Genomic DNA, 12,806 nt, shown 5'->3' on the forward strand with positions numbered 1-12,806 from the left:
AGGATGTTGCCATCCTCTTCCTCATCATGGTGTCGAACCAACTAGAACGAGCTAAACCTCGCGACAATTAAGTCCACAATTAACCGCGGCAGCGAGCAAAGATATCTAATTCAGGCTGATATACCTCAGTTTTGATATTCATTAGTCCCAATAGACTATCGAATAAATTGTCATGGGAAAAACCACCTTTCGCCGCATGCTCAGCCAAACAATCCATATCCAATTGATTATCTTTGCTAAAATCTTTTGACACCCAAGCAAGCATAGGAATGCTCGTCTGCTCAATCGGTGCGATACTGTAAGGCGCGCCATGTAAATACATGCCTTTTTCGCCTAAAGACTCGCCATGATCGCTCAGATACAACATGGCTGGATCAAATTTATCTTGTTGGTTTTCTAACTTTTTAACCACTTCGCTAATAATATAGTCAGTGTACAAAATACTATTGTCATAGGTATTCATCAGCTCATCTTCACTGCAGTTTTGTATATCACTGCGCTGACAATCCGGTGTGAACTTACGGTGTTCTGCTGGATAACGTAAGAAATAAGTCGGGCCATGACTACCAATAACATGCAATACAATCACAGTATCTTTGCGTTCTGCGTTGGCTAAGGCTTCATCTAATTTGTTCAGTAATACTTGGTCGAAACAATATTGGCCTGTGCACAACTTAGGATCACTGTTCAAATCAATGGTTATGTTTTCAACTTGGTCACACACCCCTTTACAGCCAGAATCATTGTCAAACCATTGCACTTTAATACCGCCATGATCCAACACATCAACGGCGGTGTCTTGAGCATAGGCACGGCGTGAATCGTAATCTTCCCGTCCCATGCGAGAAAACATGCAAGGCAAAGATACCGCCGTTGCCGTGCCACATGAATGGGTATCTTTAAAGACTATTAATCCTTGGTCTTGGGTATGGGCGTTGGTTGGCTTGTCGTAGCCATAATACTGATAACTCATTGAACGCGCGGTTTCCCCCACGACTAGGACTAATAAATTCGGTTTTCCATTTGAGTTGGCACTGACATTTTTTGCATCGAGGCCAAGTTGCTGATATTCCATTGGCGTTTGCAAGTACTGCACATTGATGTACTTAGACACCGCACCGATAAAATACGTCGGCACGATATAACGTTTTAGCTCGTCGTTGTTACGGCCAAAGGCCGCGTAATCTTGAAAATAGAAGAAAGCAATAATGCCCAGTCCTGCCAACATCGCTAGCATAAAAAGCACTTTATGCAGTAATTCTTTTAGGAAAGGTTTGTACTGAATATCCGCTTTATAGATAAGGTACGCGGGTAAAATCCCCGTCAGTAACATATTCATTATTGAAGCGAAATTCACATACATGAACGCTTCGGCATGATTGGTTTGAAAAGTGTTTTCTATCATGCCGTAATCGAAGACGACATTGTATTGGTAGGCAGCGAAGAACACACTCGATGATAACAAGGTGAGTAAGATGAAAAACGGTTTAACGAGATACTTCACCGTAAATAAGGAAAATATAAAACTGAGTGCAAAGGTTAAAAACAACGGCACAGTAGCGATGAAGATAGGATCTACATCAGGTTGTTTTTCAATGCCTTTCTTAATGATGCCAAACAATGGGATATTGAAAATACAGACGTAAAATAACGCTGTGATAAAAGTGAATCGATTCACCGATAGAGTCTTAAATCTTGCTAACACTGATAGCTCTCACTCAAATTAGTTGTTTGTCGAGAATAACTTAGTATTCTTAAGGTAGTCTTAGCCTTTGACAGTGAAATTTTTTCGCAATAGTAGCAAGCTCTCGGCAATGGCTCAAATTATCTGTGGGTATTGTTAACATTAAATAATAAACTTAAAAAAACGGCCGAACCTCAATAAGTTCGACCGTTTTCTGCTCCCCAACCTATTAGGGTCTTGCTCGGTTTTACCAGTGAAGAGTTAACAATTCATGCTAACCCAGCGGTAATTATCTTAATTGCTGTAATAAGTAGGCAAACGCCATTGAATTAAGTTCCGCGGCTTGATTATTATCTGCAGCGCCGGCGTGGCCACCTTCAATATTTTCGTAGTACAAGACATCAATTCCCATGTCTTTCATCTTAGCAACCATCTTACGGGCGTGACCTGGGTGAACCCTATCATCACGGGTCGATGTGGTGAAAAAGACCTTTGGATAATGCACGTCTTTATGCAGATTATGGTACGGAGAATAAGTTTTAATGTAAGCCCATTCCTCAGGAATATCCGGATTACCGTATTCGCCCATCCAGCTGGCACCGGCGAGTAACTTATTGAATCTAAACATGTCAATCAGAGGTACTTGGCACACTACAGCGTTGTACAGATCCGGTCTGCGGGTAAATGCCGCCCCCATTAACAGGCCACCGTTACTGCCTCCTTGGATGCCTAAATGTTTACTTGATGTAATTTTACGGGCAATCAAATCTTCCGCTATTGCCTCGAAATCCTCATAGGCTTTATGTCGATTTTGCTTTAACGCCGCTTGATGCCAAGCTGGGCCATATTCGCCACCGCCACGAATGTTAGATAACACATAGACGCCGCCCTGCTCTAACCAGTTCTTACCAATGGTGGCCGAATAGGATGGACGCAGTGAGACTTCAAACCCACCATAGCCATAAAGTAGCGTAGGATTAGTGCCATCTAACTTAAGATCCTTAGCCATCACCACAAAGTACGGTACTTTAGTGCCATCTTTAGACGTCGCAAAGTATTGCTCAGTTTTAAACTTATCCGCAGCAAACTGTTGCGGCATACCTTTAATTTTCTTCGGATTTAGGGTTTTTACATTAACCGTATAGAGGCTTGAAGGCTCAAGAAAACTGGTGTAATTCACGAAAAAATCATCACTGTCTTGCTCAACGTCCATTACCGTCAAGGTCCCATTCGCTTCGAATGGGACTTGGGAGCTTTGCCAAGCGCCCTTTTCGTCTTGCTCATACCGTACTAATTTGCTTTTCACGTTATCGAGCCAATTAACGAAAATCGCACTCTTACTAAAACTAAGCTGCGCTATCGATGCGGTCTGAGTCGGGCTCACAAATAAACTAAATTTGGCTTTTTGGGCGATAAGATCCGCCACATCGGCATACACGACCGCGCCTTGCTTAAAGTTACCGTCTTTATTGGTTAAATCGCTCTTTAACTCAATAAATAACTTACCTTTAAAATAACCTTTAATCTCAGCATCTTGAGGTAATGGCAACCCTATGAGTTTGCCATCTTGATAGACATATTGGCTGGCGGTATAAAAAGTATGTGCCTCGGTGACTAAACTCAGCGGCGTTTTATCATCGAATAAAACCCAGCCTGATACAGCGACAGAGGTTTTGTCACCAGTGAAAATCGGTTTCGCTTGCTCGAGTGCTGTACCACGTTGCCAGAGTTTCACCTCCCGTGGATAACCTGAGTCAGTCATGCTTTGACCATCACCAAAATCAGTACCGACAAAGGCGTGGTCTTTATCTATCCAGCTCAGACTTGATTTGGCTTCTTTCAAAAAGAATGGCTTATCTTTGGTGGCAACAAAGGATTTAGTATTTAAATTAAATTCTCGCACTTCCACCGCATCGGCACCGCCGCGGGAAAGTGAGACAAAACAGCGCTCATTTTCGGGATACTGACAGCTAATATCCTTAAATACCCAATTGACGGATTCAGCTTTACCTAGGGCATCGATATCAAGCACGGTTTCCCATTTGGGATCGGGTTTAGCATATTCTTCCATGGTAGTACGGCGGTAAATACCGCGCACATGGGTGTCATCCTTCCAAAAGTTGTATAACTTGTCGCCAATGTGGGTCGCGTAGGGAATGCGTTCTTTATCGTTCAGGATGGCGAGACTGTTCGCCACTAAGGTATCAAAACCTTTAAACGCTTTAATTTCGGCGGCAGATGCAGCATTTTGGGTTTTCACCCATTCCATCGGCTTTGCGCCTTCAACATCTTCTAACCAAATGTATTTATCTTCTTCTGCGTGAAGTTGACCGCTCATACCGAGCACTCCTGCAATGCACAAAGGCAGTAATTTATTATTCATTCTATTCCTTTTAAACAAAGTCCATCTTGAGATCTGCCCTTACATTACCTTAATTAATATCCAGTTGAACTATTAATCCAACAAGAATGTAACAAAAGGTAAGATACTGTAATAGCTGATGATTAATCTAGAATGAATCGCGTTTTTAAAAATGTCATGCTATAAAAAAACGTCCACGAGGGACGCTTTTTAGTGGATGAAATAGGGTAAATTAAAACTCGTTATTCATACGAGACAACAAATTGAGAAGTACGATTCGTTCCTCACTGCTCATTTTAGCGGTGAGATCTGTAGTGAGTTGTAGATGTAATGCATCATGTTCGAGGAACAAAGTTTGGCCCTTTTCGGTTAACTCCACCAGAATCGAACGACGATCGGTTTCATGGGGACGACGTACAACCCACTCAGCTTCAACCATTTTGTCGATTTGAACCGTTAGTGTACCTGTTGTGACACCAATTTTATCCGCCAGTTCTTTCATCCTCATAGCGCCGTGCACGCCGAGTAACTCAATGGTGTGCACCTGCGATAGGCTAAAACCTTTGTCACGCACAATGGCGTGTTCCCAAGATGACAGTTTTTCGTAAAATTCAATAATCACATGATTTAATGCATGATCTGTTGAATGTGCGGCCGTTGAATGAGCAGTAGGCAAATGCGGCTCACTTGAATTCAGGTTTGATGAATGATGATGTTTAACAGTCATTTAGGCTTCCTTAGCCATACACTCGCGCTGACGGCAAGTATGGAGTTCAATAGTGATATGGGCCAATTCAGGAAATTGTGACAGTAACTGATTAAAATAACTGACATCTTTCGGTGAATGGGACACGATAGACACCATAATAGCATGGTGATCGGCACTCACTCGCCAAAGATGTAAATCGGCCACTTGATGATCCGGTACGGCCTCAAGAGTTTCCACGACCTTACGCTGCAATGACGCTTTAACACCACCGTCAAGTAAGATAGGACTCGTTTGCTGAATGAGGCCCCATGACCAACGACTAATAATCACAGCACCCACGATACCCATAACTGGATCGAGCCAAGTCAGTCCCATGTATTTACCAAACAACAAGGCCGCAATGGCGAGCACTGACGTTAACGCATCGGCTAATACGTGAAAATAGGCGGCGCGTAGGTTGTGATCATGACCACCGTGTGCCTTCTGACTCTCATGCTCATGCTCATGCTCATGCTCATGCTCATGCTCATGCTCATGCTCATGCTCATGCTCATGCTCATGCTCATGCTCAGCAGCATGGTGCTCCTGTTTATGATGGCAATGGCTATGATCTTGATGACTTTCATCGTGTGCATGTGAGTCATCATGTGAATGTGGACCCGCACCATGTGAATGAGCCGTATGGACGTGATCGTCATGGGAGGAGTGTGCTTCGCAGCTGTGATGAGCATGCTCGTCTTCATGATCATCTTGATGTCCATGATCGTGACTATGACCATGAGCGTGCCCGTGGTGATGCCCATGGTCGTGGGTATGGTGATCTTTGAGTAAAAATACACTCAGCACATTAACGCTCAAACCTATGACAGCCACAAATATGGCTTCGTTAAAATGGATTTGCTCAGGGTTAATCAGTCGCATTCCCGATTCAATTAACATCACCAGTGCCACAAGTCCTAGCGCTATTGCGCTGGTATAACCGCCAAGCACACTCACTTTGCCAGTACCGAAAGCAAATGCAGGATCGTTAGCATGTTTACGGGCATACGAATAGGCGAATAACGTGATCATAAAGGCCGCGGCATGGGTTCCCATGTGCCAACCGTCGGCGAGCAGTGCCATAGAACCGTAGATGGTTCCGGCAGCAATTTCAGCCACCATAGTGATCACGGTTAAATACAGTACATAGCGAGTGTTCTTCTCGCCATCGCGGTTCTGACTCGAAAACTCATGGGCGTGCTGCCACTGGGCGAGTGAATGCCCTTGGCGGCTTCCCGTAGTAGCTTGATGCCCTGTCGCTTGCTCGGCTGTCATTGATTTCATTGTATGGCCCCTGCTCCATTTCTATCGCTATTCATGGTGAAAAACTCGTCGCTTGGATTATAGTTTGAAAATCAAAATATATGAAGATCAAATTAAATATTTATCAAGATATACTGTTTTCAAACTTTTAAACATGTATTTGAATCCCCATAATGCATCTGCCCTCCTGCCATCAGTCGAGACACTGATATGTGAATTAAGATAGGCAGCTAGACTAGGCAAAGGATATCAGGCAAGGTTTAATGGATTAGCGCTTGATTTATGAGTAAAAACAGCTCACATAGCTGAGTTAGATTGGCTTTATTACAGCCTTATGCAGTTATAGACAGACACAGCGGTGGCTTTTCAGTGCAAGTTGAAATCCAAGTTTTAAGGTTTTTATCTAGGCTATTTCGTATATTTTTCGCATGATATGAGTCATAAAAGAGTCACAGCAAAGAATTGAAATAGCTGCGAACTTAACAAAATAAGTCATTGAAAAGTGTAATTAACCCTTATTATTCAGATTGATAAAGATTATTTGAATAAAAAATCGATTTTTTATTGAATAATTTAACCCTTTTTTACCTCTGCTGCGTTTATAGGGAGCAGAACACAGACAAATTTATCGACATCAATTCAGTTCGGATAGGAGAAATAAAATGAAATTGAAGACCTTATTTAGCGTTAGCGCTGTTCCCCTTGCATTTGCACTATTGTCATTCAATGCCGCGGCGGTGAGCCCACCACATCCAACAGGGTTAAATGCGCCTATGATCAGTATTCAACGTTTCGATCCAAAAGATTACAGCGCACAGGAAGCAACTAAGATGTTCCCTGCTCCGGCAGCAGGTATGGTGCAGCACATTTTAAGCTTACCTAAATTAGAAAACGAAGATGACTACATGGTCGAAATCCAAATTGGTCAGACTCAAATGGTTGATTGCAATAAGCATGGATTAAGCGGGGAATTGAAGGAACTGACAGTGCAAGGTTGGGGTTATAACTACTATCAAGTGGATGAAATCGCTGAAGGCCCGAGCACTATGATGGCCTGTTTCGAATTGGCGAAGAAAGAAGCTTTTGTACGTATTCCGGGTGAACTAAAAATGCGCTACGACAGTCGCTTGCCTAAGGTGTTTTATCTACCAGAAGGCGCTGAACTGCGTTTCAGAACTTGGAAAGTAGATTCAACCTATCAATATTCCAAGTAAATAGCCGAATTTAACTCTTGCATCATCAATCAAATGCGCTTCGAGTCTTTGCTGATTAATAAAAGCAAAGACTCGAAGCGCATTAACTAGAATCGTTTAATTCTAACGACTTGCATAATTTCTATTTCAAAACCTGCCACAGTTTCTGTCTCTGGGTAATAGATGACATTGATCTTTTGCCCTTGCAGATTACGATACTTTTTGACCCGTCTAAATTTAAACGGCACGTCACAATCTTCAATCATAACAGTATGCTGTATCCACTCCGCCTTTTCCCTTTGCATATGCGAAACCACAGTCACACCTTCAGAGTGAACCAAATGTTCATGGGTGGCTAACATCTTTTTTACGGCCTTATTCATGTTCAACTCTTTTATCATCTAGTTGCGACAACAGTGACTCAACTTTCTGTTTAATTTCAGCATATCTCAATTTTTCACAGCGGCCGAAACCACTCAACTTACGCACTTGAAAACGACTCACCAAAGGAACTGACATACCAGCGAGGCAACGACAATAGGTATCGATTGACAATGCACCAATGCCTTTAGCCGTTAAATGATGTTTCAACTCACGCAAATCAGCCAATATCTGCTGTTCTGTCGGCCAAGTAGGTTCCGTCGAATAACTCAACTTAGCGAAATGACCGCGGCAGACACTGCAATGACCGCAGACCGCCGGTGCCTCATTATCATCAAAATAACGCGATAAATTGTGGCTTAAGCACGTCTCAAGCTCAAAAAAGCGGACTAACTGCGCTATTCGCGCAATTTCTTTCTGCTCTTTATCAATAAAATAATGGTACAGCTCATCGATGAGTTCCGGACGCGCTAATGCGGCAACATCCACCCGATACACATCGGTAATTCGTTTGGTTTCTAATTCAATCAACTGATGTTCAGCTAAATATTCCAGCGCGGCCAATACACGACTGCGTTCATGGCCCGTCGCACTGTACAAGGCATCAAAATCTAACGCGCCCCATATTTTCTTCATCTGCGTATGATTAAAAATTTGCGTCAAAAAGGCCTGCCGCTCTGGATTAAAGCGGCTCAGAATGACATGTTTATCCATTAAAAATTTGTAATTAACATCGGCGTAGTAAGCAAATAACGGCTTAACCACACCTAGAATTTCTAGCTGCACAAGTAACGTTTTTAACGGCAACTGGCGAATATTACTCGCCGTCGACACGCCATTAAGCTGACATTCCCACTGATCAGAATCTTGTTCAAGTCGAATTGCTTCAATGACTTGCGCTATACCTTCTCGCTCAGGCGTATCGCCATACACAAAATTTTCAACGGTATTGAGTCCGTCAAGATTGGCTAAAGTCACACAATGGGATAACGCACCATCACGCCCTGCTCTGCCGATTTCTTGACTGTAGTTTTCAATGGATTTAGGCAAATCATAGTGGATCACAAAACGGATATTACTCTTATCTATTCCCATACCAAAGGCGATGGTAGCAACCACCACTTGCAGCTTATTCTGCATAAAATCATTTTGAATTTGTTGACGTTTTTCATCTTCAAATCCAGCATGATAGGCACTGGCAACTATGCCTTGTTGACTCAAGAGTCGTGCGACTGTTTCGGCGGTTTGCTGTAATGTCACATACACAATACCAGCACCTGAGAATGATGTTATCTGGTTAACCAGTAAGGCATTTTTCTCTTGAGTCGACACGGGCAGAACTGTCAAATCTAAATTGGGTCGATAAAATCCCGTTTGTACTATGTGTTCAGGCGCGATATCGAAACGCTTGGCCATATCCAGTTTCACTTTACGTGTCGCGGTGGCCGTCAGTAACAGTACCAGCGGGATCTCAAGCTCGCGCCGATAATCGGGTAATTTAAGATAATCAGGCCGAAAATTGTGACCCCATTCTGAAATACAATGCGCCTCATCGACGACCAGCATAGACAGCGGAACAGATTGAATAAACTGCCTAAAGCGTTCATTTTTGAAACGTTCCACCGAGACCATTAAAATTTTCAATTTGCCAGAGCGCGCATCTGTCATCACTTGCTGACTCTGCTCAGCGCTTAAGGTTGAATCTATGCTGGCCGCATGAATTCCCTTAGATTGCAAAAATTCCAGCTGATCTTTCATCAAGGCGAGTAAAGGCGAAATCACTAAACTCAAATGGGGTAACTGCAATGCTGTAAATTGATAACAAAGGGATTTACCAGAACCTGTCGGGAAAATCGCTAAACTCGACTTCCCTGCTAAAAGTTGTGTTATCGTTTGCGCTTGACCAGGACGAAATTCAGAAAACCCGAAATCCTGCTGCAATAAACTAACGTATGGATTGGTTTCCGGAATGGGATTGAACATCAACCGTCCTTTACACTTATCCTTACCACCCACAAAATTCGGGCATACCGCAAGAAAAAGATTCAGCATTAAGTGAGTCGACTAGTCTAGCAAATTTTGACGTACTTTACGGAGTTAATTAGCAACAACTGAGTTTTCAAGCCAACTTAACTGCTCATCAGGAGCGTAATTATAGGTGAAGATTTTGTTGCAAAACTATGATTAATATATAATTAATTTACTTTTTTAGTCAGCAATTAAATATGAAAATAAAACCGATTTGTAAAAATTCGATCCGATATCTCCTATGAAAAAACAAGACGTCAGATGAATCTCAGCAAAAAATACATCTCCGATAAATTGAGCATTTAAGGTTTTCTAGCAAGATATAGATTGATCAGCGACGTCAGTTTGTCCTGAAATCTTTCTTCAAAACCATCAATGTCACGCCCTATAGAAACTAAATATTTAGTTGCCTGCTCACGCGAAAGCAGCTTATTTGCAAGACTATATTGCATCTCTTCTAAGGTTTTATCATATCTTGGGATCAATACCCAAGTGCCGACATCGACGTCAAAATGTTGCATCGCTTTCTGGGCTAAAGCACAAAAAGCCTCAATATGATCTACGCCATCAGGTCCGAGACAGCCAGGTTCAATTCGGCATAAAACCGCAATTTTCCTATCGTTTGCAATACTTAAACTCATCTCTAATGCCCCGCCTTATCTAGTCGTAAAAATAAGATCTTAACAGTAATTTTACGTGTCTGCACAGATAAGTCACGGCTAACTTACCTTTATTAGATAATCCATTTTAGGCAATAGAACAACTTTAAAATCATATTCTTCAAAACATAGATCCGCGGTTATTTTGTTCTATTCATCAATAATGTCACCTACAACATCCTCATCAGTATGTTGTAAAACATTAAGCGAAATATTTTCATTATGCTCTGACAATAGGGTATCAATGGCTTGGTCAAAACTGTCTAACTTTTGAGTTTCCATATAACGTTTTAACCTCAAAATAATATCCCTGCTCAGCTCAATATGAGACTTTTTTTGCCGTTTTTTTATTTGAGATAATTCTTTGCGAACCATACGCCAGCCAAAATCAGTAAAATACTGATTGAGCATTTTGTTTACATTAGTAAGCTCGTTGTCGATCCGCTGTGCCTTTTTGCGTAATCGGACCAATTCATTTAGTTGTGTCACCAACTTAGTATAGAAAACCGTTTGTAACTCAGCGTCACAAAACCAATCCGGTTTAGATGCCACAGCTTCAGGATTGATAAGGCGATAAATTAAGGGTAAGGCAAAAATTAATTCTGCTTCCTCAAGCAATAATAATTTTCTTCCTGCTGTAGGTTTGTCTTGTTGATATATCCAAGCTTGCGGTTCCATAAATAAGTTTCTTTAGTTAAGCATGCGTTTAATGCGGATGAAATAAATGGGACCACATGCTAGTACAAATCGATAAGTATTAATATATGGTTCAACCATTTTATTGACTGGGAATCGATCCCTTATGCGTCATTTTGCCTTTGGCAGAAATAGCTCAACTCATAACAGGCTAATAACCCGATAAGCGGTTGTCGTTATTAGCTTAAATTTCACCCAACACGCAAGTCTAGTTTAGCGGCATTCCATTCAAGAAAACCAATAAAATGGTTAAACCATTCTTTAAAATTATGCATCTTTGACTAACTAAGTTCGAAACCACTGCATAGAGAAAGTACGAATTTCATACTATTATTGCCTTTAATTTTATATCCGCTTAATTAATCGCCATTGTTAGAATAGGTTTATCTTGGCTATTTTTTAAACTAAAAAAACCAACTAAATGCTATTTAATGCGCCCTATTCCGATAACAGAAGTTTATTTGAACAAATAAGCACTCTACCAGTGATAATGACGATTATCACTGGTAGATGTAGGTGTGATTTGCGTATAATTACGTCTTCTTAATTCGATATCAGGTGACTTCAACGGCATGTCTAAAATGATCCGGACAAATAGTAATGCTCAAAATAACACCAATGTAACGAATGAAAGAGTGACAGGATCAGATCATCACAATAATAACCGTGCTGAACGGCCACGTTTTTTTGAAGAGACTTTCCTGCCACAATCTGTTCGAAGTGATTATTTAAGTGCTGCCGAAGAAACTGAATATGAAATTTCAGCCAACACCCGCCGTGTTTATAATACGAGCTTTAGTCTATTTAGCCGTTATTGTGCCGAACACCAACTGCAGGCCCTGCCCGCAGATCCAAGAAGCGTAATTTCATTTATTGGTCATCAAAAAGAATTGATCCAAGAAAGCACTGGCGTTCAACTTTCAAAGCAAACATTAACCACAAGGTTGGCAGCCATTCGCTACCATCATATTCAAGCAGGATTCCACTCGCCTACCGAACATCCACTGGTGATCAGAGTGATGCGTGGCTTGAGCAGAAATCAATCTCGCCATGTGAGTGATTATGATCAACAACCGATTATGTATGATGAAGTGGAAATGCTCATTCAAGCTATCGATGAACAAGTGCAGCCATTAACCCGAGCAAGAGACAAAGCCATTATTCAGTTAGGATTACAAGGTGGGTTTCGCCGTTCTGAACTTGCAGATATAAAAGTTCAATATGTCAGTTTTTTACGTAATAAGCTAAAAGTGCGCCTACCTTATTCGAAGAGCAATCAGCAAGGTCAACGGGAATGGAAAGACCTGCCGGATCATGAACCTTTTGCAGCACTCAACGCGGTAAAAAATTGGTTATCACTCGCCAATATAGAGGATGGACATTTATTTAGATCGCTTTCCCGTGATGGGAAATATTTACGCCCTTATCAAATAGTAGAACATCACTCTGAAGCTAATTCAAGTTTACATAAAAATAGTGGTTTTCTCACGGGAGACGATATTTATCGCATCATTAAAAAATATTGCACAAAAGCGGGCCTACCTGCAAAGTTTTATGGTGCCCACAGTCTGCGTAGTGGTTGTGTCACTCAACTCTATGAAAATGATAAAGATCATTTATACATTATGGCCAGAACTGGCCATACCGATCCGCGCTCACTTCGCCATTATTTAAAACCAAGAGACTAAAACACAAAAGACTAAACTAGATCATGACTCGATAAGAATCAGTTAGTCTTTTACCTAAAATAAAATAGCAATTTTAATGTTAAATATAAATCTATCATGTTTAT

10 protein-coding genes are annotated in these 12,806 nt (G+C 41.5%); 2 read left to right on the forward strand and 8 right to left on the reverse strand.

All coding sequences use genetic code 11. From position 1 onward, the window contains the following. Nucleotides 1–79 precede the first annotated feature (79 nt). The 4 genes from L5M11_RS08160 to L5M11_RS08175 form a co-directional block, all read right to left on the reverse strand. Nucleotides 80–1,705, reverse strand: coding sequence for a phosphoethanolamine transferase (locus L5M11_RS08160; protein WP_263191838.1), 1,626 nt, complete (start codon nucleotides 1,703–1,705; stop codon nucleotides 80–82). A gap of 268 nt (nucleotides 1,706–1,973) precedes the next feature. Continuing rightward, on the reverse strand, nucleotides 1,974–4,067 hold the full coding sequence (locus tag L5M11_RS08165) for a prolyl oligopeptidase family serine peptidase (protein WP_263186789.1): 2,094 nt from the start codon (nucleotides 4,065–4,067) through the stop codon (nucleotides 1,974–1,976). A gap of 211 nt (nucleotides 4,068–4,278) precedes the next feature. Beyond that, nucleotides 4,279–4,773, reverse strand: a complete 495-nt coding sequence (locus tag L5M11_RS08170; protein WP_173496893.1) for a MarR family winged helix-turn-helix transcriptional regulator — start codon at nucleotides 4,771–4,773, stop codon at nucleotides 4,279–4,281. After that, nucleotides 4,774–6,078, reverse strand: coding sequence for a cation diffusion facilitator family transporter (locus tag L5M11_RS08175; protein WP_263191839.1), 1,305 nt, complete (start codon nucleotides 6,076–6,078; stop codon nucleotides 4,774–4,776). It lies immediately after the preceding gene. 641 nt (nucleotides 6,079–6,719) lie between these two features. Here L5M11_RS08175 and eco point away from each other — a divergent pair. Further along, a complete protein-coding gene (gene eco / locus L5M11_RS08180) occupies nucleotides 6,720–7,271 on the forward strand; it encodes a serine protease inhibitor ecotin (protein ID WP_113940406.1) in 552 nt (183 codons plus the stop codon). An 86-nt stretch (nucleotides 7,272–7,357) separates the two neighbouring features. Here eco and L5M11_RS08185 read toward each other — a convergent pair whose 3' ends face one another. From L5M11_RS08185 to L5M11_RS08200, 4 genes are all read right to left on the reverse strand, one after another. After that, nucleotides 7,358–7,633, reverse strand: a complete 276-nt coding sequence (locus L5M11_RS08185; RefSeq protein WP_028759892.1) for a hypothetical protein — start codon at nucleotides 7,631–7,633, stop codon at nucleotides 7,358–7,360. Next, the gene (locus L5M11_RS08190; RefSeq protein ID WP_263181382.1) at nucleotides 7,626–9,614 is read right to left on the reverse strand and encodes an ATP-dependent DNA helicase RecQ; all 1,989 of its coding nucleotides are present in this window, start codon (nucleotides 9,612–9,614) and stop codon (nucleotides 7,626–7,628) included. Before L5M11_RS08190 ends, L5M11_RS08185 begins: the two co-directional genes overlap by 8 nt. A gap of 347 nt (nucleotides 9,615–9,961) precedes the next feature. Continuing rightward, nucleotides 9,962–10,300, reverse strand: a complete 339-nt coding sequence (locus L5M11_RS08195) for a hypothetical protein (protein ID WP_105252539.1) — start codon at nucleotides 10,298–10,300, stop codon at nucleotides 9,962–9,964. Nucleotides 10,301–10,468: 168 nt separating this feature from the next. Continuing rightward, the gene (locus L5M11_RS08200; protein WP_263181381.1) at nucleotides 10,469–10,996 is read right to left on the reverse strand and encodes a hypothetical protein; all 528 of its coding nucleotides are present in this window, start codon (nucleotides 10,994–10,996) and stop codon (nucleotides 10,469–10,471) included. A 590-nt stretch (nucleotides 10,997–11,586) separates the two neighbouring features. On the opposite strand from L5M11_RS08200, the gene L5M11_RS08205 reads away from it, so the two are divergent. Further along, the gene (locus L5M11_RS08205) at nucleotides 11,587–12,702 is read left to right on the forward strand and encodes a tyrosine-type recombinase/integrase (RefSeq protein WP_263186417.1); all 1,116 of its coding nucleotides are present in this window, start codon (nucleotides 11,587–11,589) and stop codon (nucleotides 12,700–12,702) included. The last annotated feature ends 104 nt before the right edge of the window (nucleotides 12,703–12,806 follow it).

Source organism: Shewanella sp. SM87 (assembly GCF_025653705.1).
Lineage (GTDB): Bacteria > Pseudomonadota > Gammaproteobacteria > Enterobacterales > Shewanellaceae > Shewanella > Shewanella oncorhynchi.

Excerpts from the sequence above, each read along its gene's own strand:
- L5M11_RS08190 (WP_263181382.1), bottom strand. The coding sequence starts at position 9,614 with ATGTTCAATCCCATTCCGGAAACCAATCCATACGTTAGTTTATTGCAG.
- eco (WP_113940406.1), top strand. The coding sequence starts at position 6,720 with ATGAAATTGAAGACCTTATTTAGCGTTAGCGCTGTTCCCCTTGCATTT.
- L5M11_RS08205 (WP_263186417.1), top strand. The coding sequence starts at position 11,587 with ATGTCTAAAATGATCCGGACAAATAGTAATGCTCAAAATAACACCAAT.
- L5M11_RS08195 (WP_105252539.1), bottom strand. The coding sequence starts at position 10,300 with ATGAGTTTAAGTATTGCAAACGATAGGAAAATTGCGGTTTTATGCCGA.
- L5M11_RS08170 (WP_173496893.1), bottom strand. The coding sequence starts at position 4,773 with ATGACTGTTAAACATCATCATTCATCAAACCTGAATTCAAGTGAGCCG.
- L5M11_RS08185 (WP_028759892.1), bottom strand. The coding sequence starts at position 7,633 with ATGAATAAGGCCGTAAAAAAGATGTTAGCCACCCATGAACATTTGGTT.
- L5M11_RS08200 (WP_263181381.1), bottom strand. The coding sequence starts at position 10,996 with ATGGAACCGCAAGCTTGGATATATCAACAAGACAAACCTACAGCAGGA.
- L5M11_RS08165 (WP_263186789.1), bottom strand. The coding sequence starts at position 4,067 with ATGAATAATAAATTACTGCCTTTGTGCATTGCAGGAGTGCTCGGTATG.
- L5M11_RS08175 (WP_263191839.1), bottom strand. The coding sequence starts at position 6,078 with ATGAAATCAATGACAGCCGAGCAAGCGACAGGGCATCAAGCTACTACG.